This is a genomic window from Bdellovibrio sp. NC01 (assembly GCF_006874625.1).
GTDB lineage: Bacteria > Bdellovibrionota > Bdellovibrionia > Bdellovibrionales > Bdellovibrionaceae > Bdellovibrio.
In genome coordinates this window covers 374,622-392,363 of the sequence record NZ_CP030034.1, presented here as the reverse complement: position 1 = coordinate 392,363, position 17,742 = coordinate 374,622, and the positions used below count along the sequence as shown (strand labels likewise).

At 45.4% G+C, this 17,742-nt stretch carries 18 protein-coding genes; 9 read left to right on the top strand and 9 right to left on the bottom strand.

Annotated features, from left to right (window positions below; translation table 11 throughout):
• Positions 1–5: 5 nt before the first annotated feature.
• The 3 genes from DOE51_RS02000 to DOE51_RS01990 all read right to left on the bottom strand — a co-directional run bounded on the left by DOE51_RS02000 (position 6) and on the right by DOE51_RS01990 (position 3,077).
• Positions 6–1,256, bottom strand: coding sequence for a GAF domain-containing sensor histidine kinase (locus DOE51_RS02000; RefSeq protein WP_142694928.1), 1,251 nt, complete (start codon positions 1,254–1,256; stop codon positions 6–8).
• Between the two features lie 9 nt (positions 1,257–1,265).
• Entirely contained in the window at positions 1,266–2,297 is a 1,032-nt protein-coding gene (locus DOE51_RS01995) for a 2-hydroxyacid dehydrogenase (RefSeq protein WP_142694927.1), read from the bottom strand.
• 120 nt (positions 2,298–2,417) lie between these two features.
• The gene (locus DOE51_RS01990) at positions 2,418–3,077 is read right to left on the bottom strand and encodes an O-methyltransferase (RefSeq protein ID WP_142694926.1); all 660 of its coding nucleotides are present in this window, start codon (positions 3,075–3,077) and stop codon (positions 2,418–2,420) included.
• A 71-nt stretch (positions 3,078–3,148) separates the two neighbouring features.
• Here DOE51_RS01990 and DOE51_RS01985 point away from each other — a divergent pair, with 71 nt between their 5' ends.
• From DOE51_RS01985 to DOE51_RS01960, 6 genes are all read left to right on the top strand, one after another.
• On the top strand, positions 3,149–3,673 hold the full coding sequence (locus tag DOE51_RS01985; RefSeq protein ID WP_142694925.1) for an OmpA family protein: 525 nt from the start codon (positions 3,149–3,151) through the stop codon (positions 3,671–3,673).
• Between the two features lie 24 nt (positions 3,674–3,697).
• Positions 3,698–4,360, top strand: a complete 663-nt coding sequence (locus tag DOE51_RS01980) for an HAD family hydrolase (RefSeq protein ID WP_142694924.1) — start codon at positions 3,698–3,700, stop codon at positions 4,358–4,360.
• 83 nt (positions 4,361–4,443) lie between these two features.
• Positions 4,444–5,454, top strand: coding sequence for an ABC transporter ATP-binding protein (locus DOE51_RS01975; RefSeq protein ID WP_142694923.1), 1,011 nt, complete (start codon positions 4,444–4,446; stop codon positions 5,452–5,454).
• A 2-nt stretch (positions 5,455–5,456) separates the two neighbouring features.
• Entirely contained in the window at positions 5,457–6,425 is a 969-nt protein-coding gene (locus DOE51_RS01970; protein WP_142694922.1) for an ABC transporter ATP-binding protein, read from the top strand.
• A gap of 65 nt (positions 6,426–6,490) precedes the next feature.
• Entirely contained in the window at positions 6,491–7,369 is an 879-nt protein-coding gene (locus DOE51_RS01965; RefSeq protein ID WP_142694921.1) for a PilZ domain-containing protein, read from the top strand.
• Positions 7,370–7,462: 93 nt separating this feature from the next.
• Complete coding sequence (locus DOE51_RS01960; protein ID WP_142694920.1) at positions 7,463–8,560, top strand: hypothetical protein; 1,098 nt, start codon at positions 7,463–7,465, stop codon at positions 8,558–8,560.
• A gap of 256 nt (positions 8,561–8,816) precedes the next feature.
• On the opposite strand, the gene DOE51_RS01955 is transcribed toward DOE51_RS01960, so the two are convergent.
• Positions 8,817–9,620, bottom strand: a complete 804-nt coding sequence (locus tag DOE51_RS01955) for a hypothetical protein (RefSeq protein WP_142694919.1) — start codon at positions 9,618–9,620, stop codon at positions 8,817–8,819.
• An 87-nt stretch (positions 9,621–9,707) separates the two neighbouring features.
• Between DOE51_RS01955 and DOE51_RS01950 the strand changes: the two genes are divergently transcribed.
• A complete protein-coding gene (locus DOE51_RS01950) occupies positions 9,708–10,409 on the top strand; it encodes a type 1 glutamine amidotransferase (RefSeq protein WP_142694918.1) in 702 nt (233 codons plus the stop codon).
• Here DOE51_RS01950 and DOE51_RS01945 read toward each other — a convergent pair.
• The gene (locus tag DOE51_RS01945; protein ID WP_246845258.1) at positions 10,398–10,889 is read right to left on the bottom strand and encodes a response regulator; all 492 of its coding nucleotides are present in this window, start codon (positions 10,887–10,889) and stop codon (positions 10,398–10,400) included. The two genes, DOE51_RS01950 and DOE51_RS01945, sit on opposite strands and share 12 nt — an antisense overlap.
• Before the next feature lie 7 nt (positions 10,890–10,896).
• Positions 10,897–11,844, bottom strand: coding sequence for a thioredoxin-disulfide reductase (gene trxB / locus DOE51_RS01940; protein WP_142694917.1), 948 nt, complete (start codon positions 11,842–11,844; stop codon positions 10,897–10,899).
• A gap of 120 nt (positions 11,845–11,964) precedes the next feature.
• Between trxB and DOE51_RS01935 the strand changes: the two genes are divergently transcribed.
• Entirely contained in the window at positions 11,965–12,252 is a 288-nt protein-coding gene (locus DOE51_RS01935) for a 2Fe-2S iron-sulfur cluster-binding protein (protein WP_142694916.1), read from the top strand.
• 57 nt (positions 12,253–12,309) lie between these two features.
• Here DOE51_RS01935 and DOE51_RS01930 read toward each other — a convergent pair whose 3' ends face one another.
• From DOE51_RS01930 to DOE51_RS01920, 3 genes are read right to left on the bottom strand one after another with little or no spacing between them, the layout of a single operon-like run.
• Positions 12,310–13,014, bottom strand: a complete 705-nt coding sequence (locus DOE51_RS01930) for a tRNA (guanosine(46)-N(7))-methyltransferase TrmB (RefSeq protein ID WP_246845256.1) — start codon at positions 13,012–13,014, stop codon at positions 12,310–12,312.
• Positions 12,995–14,023 (bottom strand): cation diffusion facilitator family transporter, encoded by a 1,029-nt coding sequence (locus DOE51_RS01925; protein WP_246845254.1) that lies wholly within the window; start codon positions 14,021–14,023, stop codon positions 12,995–12,997. Before DOE51_RS01925 ends, DOE51_RS01930 begins: the two co-directional genes overlap by 20 nt.
• A gap of 41 nt (positions 14,024–14,064) precedes the next feature.
• A complete protein-coding gene (locus tag DOE51_RS01920; protein WP_142694915.1) occupies positions 14,065–15,063 on the bottom strand; it encodes a diguanylate cyclase in 999 nt (332 codons plus the stop codon).
• 250 nt (positions 15,064–15,313) lie between these two features.
• Between DOE51_RS01920 and leuS the strand changes: the two genes are divergently transcribed.
• A complete protein-coding gene (gene leuS, locus DOE51_RS01915; protein WP_142694914.1) occupies positions 15,314–17,713 on the top strand; it encodes a leucine--tRNA ligase in 2,400 nt (799 codons plus the stop codon).
• Positions 17,714–17,742 lie beyond the last annotated feature (29 nt).

Sequence of the window (17,742 nt, the reverse complement as noted above, 5' to 3'; positions counted from 1 at the left end):
AGCAATCATTGCGTAATCGGAATCCAGAAAGTGAAGGTAGATCCATGTCCAAATTCACTGCTGGCATAAATTTGCCCACCATGTTGTTCGACGATTGCTTTCGCAATACTAAGTCCCAAACCCGTGCTGTGCTCCCCTTCACTCGGCAACGTGCGCGTTTTACCAAACTCTGTAAAAAGCTTTGGCAAGTCGTCATTGCGAATCCCCTGGCCTTGGTCTGCTACTGAAAAATGCAAGCGCGCCTGCTGCACCCAAACAGAAAAATCTACCCTGGTCTTTCTTAGCGAAAATTTCACTGCATTCGAAAACAGATTTTCGACGACCCTGCGGATAAGGTTGTGATCGCAAAAGCATCGATCCGGTAAATCGGAAGCAATCGACGCGGTAAATTCAATTTCCTTGCTTCGACACAGAATTTTGCCAGATGAAACAAGCTCTTTACAAAATTCATACAAATCTATTTCTTTCGGGAATGCAGTGATGAAGGATTCTTTTTCTTTGTGATCAGATAGCTCATTCAAAAGAGCCACCATAGAATTTGCATTGCGCTTCAGAATACCACAAATATCTTTAACATCCGCTGGAAGAGAATCATACCAGTCCTCGCTGGAAGCCAAATCAAGATATCCCTCGATGATATTCAAAGGGGATCTTAAATCATGCAGAACTTTAGCAAAAGCTTTGTCTCGCTTTTCGATTTGTGCGAATAGGTTTTTTAGCCGAGCCTGCTCGACTATCACCGACAATTCATCTGCCATCGGTGTGAAGACGTTAACATGTGATTCATCATAAGTGTGTTTAAAGCGGCTGGAAAAAAACACGACGCCTATCGCATGGTCATTGGCTCGCAATGGACACGTTAGACTGGACAATATTTTATCTTTTAATATCAGCTTCGTGGATTCTGATGTCGGATGTAACCTTGCATACTCTTCAAGATCATTAATAATACGTGGTTTTCCCGTTTCTATAATAGCTCTTAAACTACTACTGACAAGAAGTGAGGAATAGTTCTTGGGCAGCGAATCCACTGGTAACTTGGATCGCACCCACACCAAACGAATGCGTTCGCCACCTTCTTCTAAAAGAGCGATGCCCATACGATCAAATGGAATCAAAACACCAAGGGAGTCGAAAAACGAATCCAGCAGTTGATCAAACGCAATGCCGGAACCCATTTTATGAGTGATTTCCTGCAACACTTTACTAAGAAGCGAATTAAGTCGCTCGCTATCGCCTGAAACTTTCTTCTCCATAATTTTTGCTCACAGTTCACGACTTCGCGAATTAAAAATCCGCGAATTCACCACCTTGTCGGCATCTACAGCCTGACCACGGTAGTAGCGATTTATATTTTCCAAGGTCGTGCTGGCTATGTTTTCTAAAGCTTCTTTGGTTAGAAATGCTTGGTGCGAGGTGACCAGGACATTCGGAAAGGTAAGTAGGCGCGCAAGGATGTCGTCATGTAAAACCTTTCCCGACAGGTCCTGAAAAAAAATATTCTCTTCTTCTTCATAAACGTCTAAAGCAGCGCCAGCAATACTTTCGCTTTTTAGAACTTCTAATAATGCCCTTGAATCAATCAGTGCGCCCCGGCCGGTGTTGATCAGAACAACCGACTTTTTCATAAGAGCAAATTTTTCGGCATTAATCAGGTGATGCGTTTGCGGAGTCAAAGGGACGTGCAGTGAAATAACATCTGCTTCTTTGCACACAAAATCCAGATCCACATACTGCACATTCTTTTCGGCTGCGAGCTCTGGATCTTTCGCGATATCGTAAATGAGCACATGACATCCGCACGCTAGCATAATTTTCGCGAAAATCTTGCCTATCCTTCCGGCGCCAATGACTCCCACTTTTTTCCCATGGAGATCAAAACCCACCAGTCCATCCAAAGAAAAATTAAGATCTCTGACCCGCAAAAATGCATGATGAATTTTCCGATTCAGGGAAATCAAAATGCCGACAGCGAATTCTGCGACCGCATAAGGCGAATAAGCGGGGACCCTAGTGACTAAAAGATCATTGAACTTGGCAGAGGCTAAATCGACATTATTAAAACCTGCCGAACGAAGTGCGATATGTTCAACCCCAATTTCCCGAAGTTTCGCCACACAGCCAGAGTCGAGTTTATCATTTACAAAAACACAAACCGTTCGGCTGCCTGCCGCCAATGTCGCCGTCTTTACGCTAAGGCGAGTTTCTATAAATTCAATATCAAAGGAATACTTCTGATTAGCTGCTAGGAAAAAATCTTTTTCAAAGTTATGGGTATCAAAGAAAGCGACTTTCACAAATCCGCCTCTGTAAAAACTCATTGAAGATCTTAGATTATTTAATCCTGAAATGAAGACTAAGACGATAGAGTTTTTTAACAAGTTGTCGCGGACCGAACTTATGACAGTTTTTAAAGATTATTTTTTAATTGCGACATACAGACCTTCAAACGTCGGCACAATCACGCCTTCATACAAATTCGGATCGGCCAAGCGTTGATTCACTTCTTGCAGAATGCGCACTTGTTTGTCAGAAAACTTTTGCGCAGAACGATCGCCCCACACGGAACCTGACAAGAACACATTGTCAGCTAAAATCAAACCGCCACGGCGCACGTTCTTTTCAGCCCACAACAAGTAATCCATGTAAGCTGCTTTGTTACCGTCGATGAACACACCATCAAAGGGACCCAGCGCTGATAACTTTTCAAGCTCTTCACGGGCATCGCCCATAACTAAATGAATTTTCTTTGGGCTTTGATCTAAGTTCGCAAAAACCGCAGCAGATTTTTCACCGTGCGCGGGATCTTTTTCTAAAGTCCACAGCTCCCCACCATCTGGTAAAGATTCAAAAATATATTGAGCCGACAATCCTGTCAGAGTCCCGATCTCGACAAACTTACGGCAACCATGAAGCTTCACTAACAACGAGATTAATTTTGCTTCAGGAGCCGAAACACTGATGCGAGCTAGACCAAGCTCTTCTGCAAATTGGCGCGAAAGTTTTTTATTCTCGCTTTCATTCGCAAATAGAGAGTTCAAATATTCTTCTTTGTTCGATAGCACTGATTCACGCATGAAGCGATCTTCTCACGAGATGATCTTGAAGTTAACTGGAAACAGCGGGACAATTGAATAACGGAGGCGTTATGACAAAGTTCTTCATGCACATTGGGCTGGGGCTGTTTGCAACATCCACACTGCTGCTTGCATGCAGCAACTCGATGCCGAAGGATGACTTCAACTACCCTTTGCGCGCGCATGACATTACCGAAGGCTCTCCGTATTCTTCTGGGGTCGGCAGCGCTGGTGAAGATCTTCGCCGCAACAATCAGTTAGAAATTCTCAGCAATCAAATTGTCTTCGCTCCGGGAAGCTCAAAACTTTCTGACGATACGAAAGCAGCACTTGATCAAATTGCACAGCGTATGAAAACAGGCTCTGAATCATTCGAACGTATTCGTGTGGCGGGTTATGGTGATGCCGGTGGATCGGCTTCTAAAAATCTGACTTTGTCTCAGTCCCGTGCGGATAATATCAAGAAATACTTAGTTTCTCAGGGCGTGCCAGACGGAAAACTAGAGGCCATTGGTATGGGCTCGACAGGTTTAAATGTCCCAGGTGACGATAAGAAAACGGCGCGTTCTCGTGTCGACTTTGTGATTGTGCACTAACACGAAAAGCTGCAAAATGGGGTCATGAATCCATTGTTAGTTTTTGACCTCGACGGCACATTGATCGATTCCGCTCCTGATATCATCACGGCAGTAAATCAAACTTTGAAGGCTCACAAGAAACCGCAGCTCGGTGATGCTGAAATTATTTCGCACATCGGGGAAGGTCTTAAAAAACTTCTCGCAGATTTATTTATTGGTGAAAACCTTTCCCCGGAACAAGTCACCGCACTTGAAGAAGAATTTCTTCACAATTATCAGGCCGAGATGCTTAACAAAACTCGTATTTTTCCAGGGGTTGAGAAATTTTTGGAAAGCTACCAGGGGCCGATCGCGATCATCACGAACAAAAACGAAGCTCCCGCTAAACGAATTTTGGAGCATTTAAATCTTCATCGCCTCCCGTGGGTGAATGTCTTTGGCGCAGACACCTTGGCAGAGCGTAAACCAAGTCCCTTGCCCTTAAGAACGATGATGAAACTTGCCGGTCATGACGTGCACAACACGCTGATGATTGGTGACGGCATCCCCGATATGGCGTCGGCGCGCAACGCAGGTGTTCCAAGTTTGGCGATCCATTTCGGCTACACGGCGCCCGAGATTCTGGGCAAATATGAGCCCCGTGGATTTTTACGCCACTATGACGACCTCCACGGCCTGGTTCGCGAGTACTTTCCCGCAAGGTAACGCACTATCGCTCAGAAAAAAGAACCTGGGGCCTTTTCACGACTTGCCTCACGGCGGCGCGAAATATATAAGATGAAAACTTTATGAATGGGGGGCTGTCCCAGGTGAGTGATATCCTTTTAGAAGTTCAAAATTTGAAGACACGTTTTAAGACGGATGATGGTCAATTCCTAGCCGTTGATGACGTTAGTTTTTACGTTAAAAAAGGTCAAACCCTTGGAATCGTTGGCGAATCGGGTTGCGGCAAGTCCGTAACATCGTTGTCAGTGATGCGTTTGATCCAAAAGCCGGGCAACATCGAGTCAGGTAAGGTTCTATTTAAGGGCCAAGATCTTCTGTCACTCTCTGAAGAGAAAATGCGTTCGATCCGCGGTAACGAAATCGCGATGATCTTCCAAGAGCCGATGACTTCATTGAATCCGGTTTACACAATCGGCGATCAAATCGAAGAGGCCGTTCTTCTTCACCAAAAAAATCTAACGAAAGAACAAGCTCGCGCGCGTTCAATCGAAATGCTTCGTCTTGTGGGTATTCCAGCTCCGGAAAAACGTTTCCACGAATTCCCGCACCAACTTTCAGGTGGTATGAGACAACGTGTGATGATCGCGATGGCGATCTCATGCAACCCTGAATTGCTTATCGCCGATGAACCAACAACTGCATTGGACGTAACAATCCAAGCGCAGATTTTGGATTTGATGAGAAAGCTACAAAAAGAATTCAACGCCGGCATGATCTTGATCACTCATGATCTTGGTGTCGTTGCAGAGATGTGCCAAGAAGTTGCAGTTATGTACGCTGGTCGCATCGTCGAGTTCGGTACTGTTGAAGATATCTTCTATCGTCCGAAACATCACTACACTCGCGGTTTGTTGAATTCGATCCCGCACTTCGAAACAGGTCACAGACTTAAAGAATTGCAAACGATCAAAGGGATGGTTCCAAGTCTTTACAATCTTCCAAAAGGTTGCAGATTCGCGGATCGTTGCCCAGCAGCTCAAGAAGACTGCCGCAACATTTATCCTACTCTTGAAAACATGCGCGGCATCCACAAAGTGGCGTGCCATCACCCATTGACTGAAGAGGTGAAATAACTATGAGCACTCCTCTTTTAAAAGTCGAAAATTTAGTTAAGTCTTTCCCAATTTACGGCGGCATCTTTTCTCGTGAAGTTGCGAGCGTAAAAGCAGTTGCTGACGTTTCATTTGAAATCCAAAAAGGTCAAACTTTGGGTCTGGTGGGTGAATCTGGTTGCGGTAAATCGACACTAGGTCGTTGCTTGACTCGTTTGCATGACGTGACTTCTGGAAAAATCTATTACAACGGCAAAGACATCACGAATCTTCAAGGTGATGAACTTCGCGAGATCCGTAAAAAGATCCAAATCATTTTCCAAGATCCGTTTGCATCTTTGAATCCACGTATGACGATCGGTGCGATCCTTGAAGAACCGCTTATCATTCACGGTCTTGGTGCAACTGCGGAAGAGCGTTTGAACCGCGTTTACGAATTGATCGACCTTGTGGGTCTTCGTCGTGAACACTTGAATCGTTACCCGCATGAATTTTCAGGTGGTCAACGTCAACGTGTTGGTATCGCTCGTGCTTTGGCTGTAAATCCTGAATTGATCATCTGTGACGAACCTGTTTCGGCATTGGACGTTTCGATTCAAGCGCAAGTTATCAACTTGTTGATGGAGCTTCAGCAAAAGCTAGGTTTGACTTACGTATTCATCGCCCACGACTTGAAAGTCGTAGAGCACGTTTCTTCACAAGTGGCAGTGATGTACTTGGGTAAGATCGTTGAAAAAGCGTCTTCAGATGAATTGTATATGAATCCTAAACATCCATATACAAAAGCATTGATGTCTGCGATCCCAGTTCCAGATCCACGCCGTAAGGAAGACCGTATCATTTTGACTGGCGACGTTCCGTCTCCAATCAATCCTCCTTCTGGCTGCCATTTCAATCCTCGTTGCCCTATGGCTATCGAAGAGTGCAAGACTAAGGTCCCGCCTTTGGAATTGAAGGCGAAAGATCACGTCGCGTCTTGTATCCGCGTATAAAGAAGTCCTGAAAAATTCCGATAAACTCCCTACTAGTTCGTACTCGAATGTTCGTTAGGGAGTTTATGAAAACACAAGGCAAAGTCTGGTTATTCTTTGATTCTGAAAAGAAAGTACAGTCTAAACCATTATCATTGGTTCAGGCACAGGCTCACCTTTTGACGTTGAAACAAACTGATTTCAATAAATTCTTCCTTTGGACTCCAGGTTGGACTGACTGGGTCTGCGTTCGCGACTTCTTGGCTTCAAATCAAAAATATTTTGTGATGATGCAACCACCAAAACCAATGAAAGATGTGGTTGATGTGTTGCCTGCGGTTCCCAAGGCTTCTGTTGCAGAAGATGTGAGTGAAGATACTCTGACGGCGACCCACAATGCTCCACCGTCACAAAACCCTGACAGCCCTTATACACAAGTGGTTGCGGGCGAACCAATGAAGGCTGAAAAAGACGATTACGGTTATTATCATCAAGACTTCAATGGTGATGATTTGGATTTGAAAAAAATCAGCCAAATCAAAGTAGATCCAACAACGAAAAAGAAAATCACCCGCGAAGCTCCGGCTGCAAAACAGGAAGAGCGTCGTTCAGGTGCTGACCGTCGTAAAGACACTCGTCACAACTTCAAAATCGAAGTGGTGCTGGTTTCGAAAATGCGTTCGTTCAGAACTTATTCTCGCGACATCTCTTTAAGTGGTACTCAACTTGAAGACGAGATCCCAGGGGATTTTTTAAATCAACAGTTCGACCTTATTATCGTCAATCCATTCGAACGCGATCCTTCTAAGGCGCGCCTTCTATTCCGTGCAAAGATTGTTGGTGATCTGACTGATCCCCGTCGCTTGATGTTCATCGAGCAAGACGTTGCAATGACTTTGCGTCTAGATGCTTTGTTGAAAGCTTACGTCGCTTACCAAGCGCAACTTCGCAAGTCCGCAGGCTAGTTTTTTTCGGATTGTTAAAAAGTTAACAAGTTTTAATAAAGTTCCCTTAATAGAGCTCCGATATCTCATCTTGAAGCACGTTAAGGAGAGCACATGAGTACATTGAAGTACGCTGCTACCATTCTCGCAATTTCATCTTTGGGTCTTACAATGGGCGCATGTCAGCCTAAGGTCGAGGATGAAAACGGATCTAATTCATCACTTTCAAATACTCGTTATCTGTACGCCGTCAGCGGCGGATGTTATGCGGGAAGCGCGACAATTTCGACAGCATCGAAAACAATCGTTCGCTACAATCTTGAGACTGGAAATATTGATCGGACAGTTTACGATTACAACTCTTCAGCAGGTGATACGCCGGTTGCGGCGATGAACTTTGATGATAACTATCTTTTAGTTCTGATTGAAAACACCAGCGGCCGTCGCCTGGAAAAAGTTTCGAAAACGGCAATGACTCGTTCGACAGTTGCAACCTACCCGACTGGTACGTGGAACTCTGTCGCACGTGATATCGTTCCTTTGGCATTAGGTGGTTACATGATTCCACGCAGTGCTTCGATGGAAAAATACAGCAGTGGTCACTCGCGTGTGCCGACTGCGACAAGCACATTCCCGTGGTTGAATGCACCAGCTGGTGCGTGTGCGACGTCGACAACTTTGGTCACTCGCGCCGTGGAACTTAAAAATGGAAAAATTATTTTCTCGCACGCAACTGCCAATCAAAATCGCGTCGGTCTTTTACCAGACACGATGAATGCAAGTACTGACTGTTTAGCAGCACAAGCTTCACCGATTCCTGCAACGGCCTTCCCGACGGCAATGGCTTATATCACTGATGCGGGTGGCGCAGGCGTTGGTCATCTTCTTGTTGCATATTCAAGTTCAACAGCCGGATCAAACTTGGTTGGTCAATATACAGTCGATGAGACTGCAAATACGATCACGCCAAGTGCGGCAACTAATCACGCGGCCTTTGCAAACGTTGGCGTCTTAAATGGCGTGACCGCAATGACGTACGACTCAACAACTGGTTATGTTTATATCGCGAACGGTTCGACGGCCCTTTCCAACACGATCGAAAAGTTCACGTACTCGGCAACAACGAAGACTCTGACTCGTGTAGGGTCTTCGTCGTTCGCTGGAGAAACGATTAACAGTCGCTGTATTAACTCTCTGTTTTTAGCGAATTAATTAATGACCCACGACTCCGACGAAAGCGGAGTCGAGATAAGTCTAGATTTATTCGTGTTAACGGGAAAGTTGTCATGATTTCGTGAAGTTTTTGAATCGCGCACCCGATATCTCATCTTGAAGCGCGTTTTGATTTGAAATTTAAACTTGTGCGTTCTTGATCATGTACGTTCGATAGCTAGCTAGACTCTGTCGAAGCTAGACCTGAAGCCTGCCCAGTCCCACATAACTAGGCAGGTTTTTTTATGCTCAAAAACTAATGAAGAAGTGGCGTGTTGTTATTGCGCTCGTAAACTTCGATCCACGACATGTAGCGCTTCATGTCTCTGACATAGCCATTCGATTCAGGTGTCGCTGTTTTCTGCACCAAGGCTCTTGTTCCACCGAAATAAATGTAGGGCAAGTAATCAACGTATGTCGCTGGCGTAATGAAATCTAATTTGTTAGTCACTACGCGACGTTTTAATTCACCTAATGCCTCGATTAAATAGCCCACCGTCGCAATGGCTGCATTTTCTGGAATGTACAAATTGTCTGGCTCAATCCCATAACGTTCTGCCACTTTTGTGGGAACGATTTTGATTTGCGTTGGACCACGGCTATTGTCAGAAGGCTTTTTGTTTGAACCTTCGATATAGATTTCCAAAATCTTTGCCAAACGCACAGCCCACGGCATTGCTTCTTTCAAACGGTAGCGACGGCTTGTAAAAAACAAGGACTCGCGACCCAAGATACCCACGGACATGTGTGCTAGGAGGTTGTATTCGCGGCCATCAACGCCGTAAAGCTCTTGCAATTCTGCTTTGTGCGCTGCCAAGGCTTGAATAAAAAGGCGAACTTTTTCGGTGCGAACTTCATCGCGTGTTGGAAGCAAAAATACTTCGCAATTCGTGCACGTCGACTTCTGCCATTCCCATGGGACATAGCCATTATTATCCAAAAGGCTATGCTCTTGAATAAGGGATTGCTCTAGGGCCGTTAACGCAAAACTGCTGTCAACAAACCCGACAGAGACAAATACTGACACTAATAAATAGAACCAATAGCGATTTATAGTCATTACGTACTCCGGTTCTGCGATATTGCAACTCGTAGACCAGAAAATCGCCGTGGACCTCCCCTTTGGAACTCTGTTAAAAATGGAAGAGTGGAAACAAAATCTAAGATCCTTCTGATTCAGCATACCGATTCAAGCACGCCTGGCGTGGTTTCTCCGTGGTTAGAAAAAAACGGCAGGGAGTTCGATCTTATTCACATGCAAAAACACGCGTTACCACGCGACGTGCACTATGAAAACATCATCATTTGTGGCGGTGGGATGCATGTCGATCAGGAAGAAAAATATCCGTGGTTGAAGGACGAAAAAAAATTTCTTGAAGCAAGCATGAAGAATGGTTCACGCATTGTCGGACTGTGCTTGGGTGGTCAATTGTGCGCACAGATCTTGGGTGCGGAAGTTTATCCTCATCCGCAAGGATGGGAAACAGGCTGGCACACGGTGCACTTACAGAAAACCGAAAATCTTGCCGGCTTTGAAGAAGATCGTTCGCTGATGTTTTCCCAATATCATCGCTACATTTTTGAAGCGCCCAAAGATGCAAAAATCATCGCCCACAACGATTGGTGGCAAACCCAAGGTTACGTATGGAATAACCAAGTGGTGGGCTTTCAGTTTCATCCTGAACGCGATTTAGAAATCAATCGTCTGATGGCGGAAGACCGTGAATTGCCAAACGAAGGCAGAACACATACCAAAGAACAAATCACACAACTGGGAGACCTGCATCAGCCGATCTCGCAATTGTGGTTTGAAAATATGTTGAGTGGATTTTTTAAACTACGTATTTAGTTTAAGAAGCGTTTCGACAGTTTTCTTTAATTTCTCAACGTCGAATGGCTTTTTGATGTAATCGTCTGCACCGATATCGAAAGCTTTTTTCATATCGTCTTCAGAAGCTTGGCCAGAAACAAATACCAATGGAATCTTTTTCAAGTCTTTGTGTTCTTTTAGTAGTTGCGCGAGTTCAAACCCGTTCACCCATGGCAAGCCCACATCCATAAGAATAAGATCAACAGAGTGGTCATCAAGAACTGTAGAAAGTTCGGTCGCATCGGCAGCAAGTTTGATCACGTGCCCTTCAGTTTCCAAAATTCTTTTCATCGCTAAACGCATTGTTTCGTCGTCTTCGATGACTAAAATGATTTTAGGATCCAATTTCTTTTTAGCTTCACGAAATTGATCCAAAGGCACCACATCTTGGCTTGCGATGCGCGCCTTTGTCATTTTCTCAATCTTCTCAACCAAATCCTTGGTGTTGATCTTCTTCATACTATCCTTAGTGATGAGCTTCTTGTGCTTCCAACCATCTTTCAGCATCAATCGCAGCCATGCAACCTGTACCTGCTGCTGTAATCGCTTGGCGGTATACATGATCTTGCACGTCCCCAGCTGCAAAGACACCTGGAATGTTTGTGTAAGTCGTGTTTGGTTGAGTCACAAGATAACCTGTCTCGTTCATATCGAGAACACCTTTAAACAAATCAGTATTCGGCTTATGACCGATGGCTAGGAACAAACCAGTCACTGGAAGTTCTTTAACGCTATCATCGATAACATTTCGGATTTTGGCACCTGTCATTGACTTGCCATCACCCAAAACTTCAGTCACTTCAGAATTCCAGATCACTTCGATCTTAGGATTTTTCATCGCACGATCCGCCATGATTTTTGAAGCACGGAAATGGTCACGACGGTGAACAAGGTAAACTTTTGAAGCAAAGCGAGTCAGGAATTGCGCTTCTTCCATCGCCGTATCACCACCACCAACGACGATGATTTCTTGATTGCGGAAGAAGGCACCATCACAAGTTGCACAAGCAGAAACACCACGATTCATGTACGCGCGCTCTGAAGGCAAACCCAAGTACTTCGCGCTTGCACCTGTAGAGATGATGATTGATTTCGCCAGATGAAGTTTATCGCCAATCCAAACTTTGAATGGACGTTGTGACAAATCAACTTTAGTGACGTTGCGAGTGATGAAACGCGTACCGAAACGCTCCGCTTGTTTTCTCATCACGCTAATAAGCTCAGAACCCGTTACACCGTGTTCAAAGCCAGGGAAGTTTTCAACTTCAGTTGTAAGCATCAACTGTCCGCCCGCTTCTTCACCTTCGATCATCAAAGGATTCAAATTCGCGCGCGAAGTATAAATCGCAGAGGTCAAACCCGCTGGGCCCGAACCGATAATAATAACGTTTTCAACTTTTGTTTCTTCAGACATAAATACCTCTCACGATTGTCTACACGGACTCGTTAGACAAATATGAAGCCAGCCTAGCAATAATCAAGGTGGTTTTCATTAGTTCTTTGCTTGTTTTGGACCGCGTCAGTACAATGAGCCATGCCTTTGATTTCTTTTAAGAAAAACCGAACTCCCCTGTCCGTTGAACCAGGCGCGAACCTGATGAAGGCTCTGCTTGATGGTGGGCTGCCCGTGGCTTCTAGCTGCGGCGGTGACGGCGTGTGCGCTAAATGCAAAATACAGATCCTAGAAGGCGAGCAAAACCTGTCGCCCGCAAATGAAACAGAGAAGTTTTTAAAAGAATCTAAAGGCATTCCAGCGGGTCAGCGAATTAGCTGCCAGTGCGAAGTACTTGGGGACATCACGGTCGACACGACTTATTGGTAATAAAAAAGGGACCGCATTGGGTCCCTTTTGTTAATCTCGTTTTGCAAGTAATTGTGATTACACTTTTTCGAGTTTTACGTAGTTAATTTTGATTCCTTCGCGCAGGAAGATTTTCTCAAACGCAGTTTCAAAGTTTTGTTCCTTGATTGGCGAGTTGTGAAGATCTTGAGTCTCGTACACGATTTTGTACGGAGACTGACGGATTTCATCCATCGCCCACAAGAAATAAACCAATGAGTCCGTTTTGAATTCAATCACAGAACCTGGTTTTTGCAGTCGGTGCAGGATTTCTAAATTTCTTTTTTGTACGAAACGATTCTTAGGTTTTTTCGGTGACGTCCATGGATCTGGGAAATGAATGAAGACGTTATCAATTTCACCTTCAGTGAAAAGATCTTCGATATTGAACGCATGAAAACGCGTGATCGCTGCATTGTTAGCGCCCGCATTCACTGCGCGACGAATTGTTTGAATCAATGGTTTGTATTTCAATTCCAAACCCACAAGCAAACGCTCGGGATGTTTGGTTACGTGATGCGCGAAGTGAGTCCCGTTACCTGTACCAACTTCAACGTCCATCGGCTTGTTCGCGTCAGCTCTAAAAACATCTGAACGCCATTTGCCTTTGTTCAAAGGAGCGCGCACTTCATCAAAAGCGACGTGCGAATACTCGCCGTTCAAAGCCAGAGTGTACTCTGTTTGATGAGGAAGATTTGTCGTAATATTGATCTGACGTCTTGAGCTATCGATTACCGGTTTCATAGGCCAACTGATTAGTCGGCGTCGGTCCGTCGGTCAAGCTTTTCACGGTAAAGGGACGCAAACTCTGAAATGGTGCGCGTCTGATAGGGCAATTTTCGACGTTGCAGATTTCACAGTAGGATTTTTTACAAGGGTCGACGTGAAACGCGATCTCACCATCAAAGGGATAATCCTGAACGACTTTACCTTCGAAAGCAGTTGTTTCCGTGTGAGTTTTTAAAACATCCCAATATTCAGGGACCACTAAATGCGCGTCAACGTGATGAAAGCTGCCCGAGCGGATGATACGCAAATGATGAATGTCGATGATACCGGGATGGCGATTTTTTTCTAAGCTTTGCGCCAAATTTTCAAGTGCGCCTTCATCCATTTCGTCAAGCAAACCGCCCCACGAACTGCGCACAATTTTCGAACCTTGCCATGCCAATTGCAAGCCCACAAGGATCGCAATCGCTGGATCAAGCCATGGAATTTTCGTCCAAATCACAAGCCCCAAACCAACCATCACGCCGACTGTAGTTGTGACATCAGAAATAACATGTGCACCACTAGCAACCAGGGCTTCCGAGTGATGTTTGCGACCGACACGTTTTAAGAAAATACCCAAAACTAAATTCAACGCCGCTGCCACACCGATAATCAACACACCGATTTCAAGTTTCTGCGCAGGCTCGTGCATTAACAAGGCCTTCACACTTTCGCCGATGATCATCAACGCCGCAAAAAAGATCAAACCACCCTCAAAAGCGGCAGAAAAATACTCAGCCTTACCATGACCATAAGGATGTTCATGATCGGCCGGTTGTGAAGCAAAACGAATCACAAACAGCGCAACGATAGAGGCAACAACGTTGACGATACTTTCCAGTGCATCCGATAAAACCGCGGCCGATCCTGTCAGACGATACGCGCCAATTTTAAGAAGAAAAATGGCCAGACTTGCGGCAGCAGAAATCCACGCAGCACGATTACGAAATTTTTCAGAGGAAGTAGAAGCGACTGTCACCATGACTAGGTTGTCCTAGCATAGCGAAAAACAGTCAATGAAATTTAGCCCGCTGCGCGTTTGCGCTTTGAAGCGGCAGGATTAAGCTCCACAACTTTTGATTTCTCGGGTTTGTGGTAAGACACCTGATTACGACCGCCACGTTTGGCATCGTAAAGCGCATGATCGGCTCTACGCACAAGTTCGCGGGCGCTTAAGACTTCGCCAGGAACTGTGATAGCAAAGCCTAATGAAGCCGTTAATTGAATCGAATCTTCACCGTTTTTAAACGTCGTGCGTTCGATACTTTCACGCAGGCGTTGGCAGAAATGCATCGCACCTTCGTGATTTGTCTCTGTCAAAACAACAAGGAATTCGTCACCGCCGTAACGGGCCGGAATATCAATGTTGCGTGTGCACGCACGAATGATCTTACCCACTTCCGAAAGCACATAACTTCCGAACAAGTGGTCATGACCGTCATTCACGGTTTTAAAATAGTCCATATCCATCATCACAACGCACACATCACGATTGAAACGTCGAGCACGCTCCATCTCGAAATCCAGACGTTGATACAACGAACGCATGTTGTATAGACCTGTCAGATCATCTGTATCGACAAGCTCTTTCAAACGTTCATTCGCATAGAGCAATTGTTCGTTCAAATCGCGAATACGAAGTTGGGTACGAATGCGCGCAAGAAGCTCAAGTGGAACAAAAGGTTTTACAATGTAATCGTCAGCGCCCGAGTCCAGGGCTTCGATAATCGCTTCAGTGGAAGAGTTCTCTGAAACGAAGACACATGAAACGTGAGCCAGGCGTTCGCGCACAGCTTTCAAAACGCGCAAACCCGCCATTGACGGCGCCATCCAATCCAAAATGACAACGTGAGGAGTCCATGACTCAATGAGTTTGTGAGCTTCTTCTTCCGAAGAAACTCCACGGGCGTCATACCCCTCCCAACGGAGAGGCTCTAACAAAATTTCCATGCTGTCCTTATCATCATCGATGACTAGAACGCGCCGGGTTTTAGGATTTTTGATGTTTACCTCAAAACTCATCTTACATACCAGTGTAACTTCAGAGCTTCTTTTCGGTTAAACTGTCGAATTTATTTAGGGCAAAATCTCACCATTCGTCTGACCCAGGACCAAAATCTTAGTCTGGAAAAGCCGGCCCAACTAGGCCTTCGTCGCTGTCAGACTAACGCGGATTCTCGCGCCAAAATGTGTGAGGTAAAGGTTTGAATTGTCCTGAAAAATTCGGTATTCAGATGGAGCGAAAATAAACTCTTTCCGTAGGTGTGTTTTAATGGCTTTAGATTTTAAAGAGTACGAAGGTAAGTGGCAGAAAAAATGGGCTGACGCAAAAGCGTTTCAAGCTGAGGCACATTCATCAAAGCCGAAGTATTATGCTCTAGATATGTTTCCGTATCCTTCTGGATCGGGCCTGCATATTGGTCACATGGCCTCGTACACTCCAGGTGATATCGTTTCTCGTTACAAGCGTGCTAACGGTTTCAACGTTTTGCATCCGATGGGTTACGACGCTTTCGGTTTGCCTGCTGAACAGTACGCTATTCAAACAGGTATCCACCCTGCTATCACAACAGACAAAGCCATTGCGAGCTTCCGCAAAACTCTTCAATCATTTGGTTTTAGCTTCGATTGGTCGCGCGAGATTTCAACGGCTGATCCGAAGTACTACAAGTGGACTCAATTCATTTTCTTGAAACTTTATGAGCGCGGTCTTGCGTATCAAAAAGAAGTGCCTGTGAACTGGTGCCCGGAATTGAAAACAGTTCTTGCGAACGATGAAGTCATCGATGGTAAGTCAGAGCGTGGCGGTCACCCTGTGATTCGCGTTCCGATGAAACAGTGGATGCTTAAAATCACGGACTATGCTGAACGTCTTTTGAACGACTTGGATAAAGTTGACTGGCCGGAACGCACGAAAGAAGCGCAACGCAATTGGATTGGTAAATCTGAAGGCGCACGCGTGACTTTCAAAATCGAAGGAGAAACTGAAGCTTTTGAAGTGTTCACGACTCGCCCTGATACTTTGTTCGGCGTGACGTTCATGGTGATGGCACCAGAACACCCACTTGTTAAAAAAATCACAACTCAACCCCAACACGCAGCGGTTGAGGACTATGTTCTTGCGACATCACGTAAATCTGAAGTTGAAAGAAAAGCGACAACGGATAAAACCGGCGTCTTCACAGGTGCACACGCCTTGAATCCAATCACGGGCGAGCGCATTGAAATCTGGATCGCTGATTACGTCCTGACTGACTACGGTACGGGCGCAATCATGGCGGTTCCTGGTCACGATGCTCGTGATTTTGAATTCGCAAAAAAATTCAATCTTCCAGTAAAACGCGTTTTGGAAGGTGGCGATGAACTTCCATTCGAAGGCGAAGGCACTTTAGTTAATTCTGATTTCTTGAATGGTTTAACGAAAACAGCTGCGATCCAAAAAATGCTTGAGCACTTGGAAGCGAAAAAAATCGGCGTGCGCGAAGTTCAATACAAACTTCGTGACTGGTTGTTCAGCCGTCAACGTTATTGGGGCGAACCGTTCCCGATCGTGAACCTTGCGGGTGGCAAACAAATCGGCGTTCCTTACAACGAACTTCCAGTTGTCTTGCCAGAAGTGGCTGACTATGAACCCTCTGAAACTGGTGAAGCTCCCCTTGCGAAAATCCACGAGTGGGTGAACTACCACGGTCAAAATGGCGAAACAGGTCGCCGCGAGACTGATACAATGCCAGGCGCTGCGGGTTCTTCATGGTACTTCTTGCGCTATATTGATCCTACAAATGACCAAGCCGCGTTTGATCCAAAACTTGAAAAGTACTGGTTGCCAGTTGACCTTTACGTTGGCGGCCCAGAGCACACGGTGGGTCACTTGTTGTATTCGCGCTTCTGGATGAAGGTTCTTTTCGATTGCGGTTTGGTATCACACGACGAACCTTTCCAAAAGTTAGCGCATCAAGGGATGATCTTGGGACCAGACGGTCAAAAGATGTCGAAGTCTCGTGGAAACGTGATTTCTCCGGAAGATATCGCGAAAACTCACGGTGCTGACTCAATCAGAACATTTATCAGCTTCATGGGACCTTTGAACGCCGATAAACCGTGGTCACCGACTGGGATCGACGGTGTGAAACGCTTCTTGGATCGCGTAGGCCGCTTGGTTGTTTCTGACGACGGCGCTTATGTGGCGACAAAAGAAGCTTTACCGCCAGCGATTGAGAAATTACTTCATAAAACAATCAAAAAGGTCACAGAAGACATCGAGAGCATGAGCTTTAACACAGCAATTGCGGCGATGATGATCCTGGTAAATGACCTGTATAAGGCTGAATGCCGCTCGGAATTGGTTCTAAAACCACTTGCGCAGATCTTGGCTCCGTTTGCTCCGCACTTGGCGGAAGAATTGTGGGAAAAATTAGGCGGAGAGGGACTTTGCTCTTTGGCTCCATGGCCAAAATATGATAGTACCCTGTGCGCTGACGACACTGTAACTATCGGCGTGCAAGTAAACGGCAAAATGCGTGGCACGATCGAAATTGGGGTAGCGGCTTCTGAAGAAGAAGCACTCGCTGCCGCGAAAGCCGTTGCCAGTGTTGAAGCTGTTCTTGCTGGAAAAAATCCCGATAAGGTGATTTATAAAGCCGGTAAGATTTTGAACTTGATCGTTAAGTAGTTTTTTAAAACAACAGCTCCGTCTTTGAA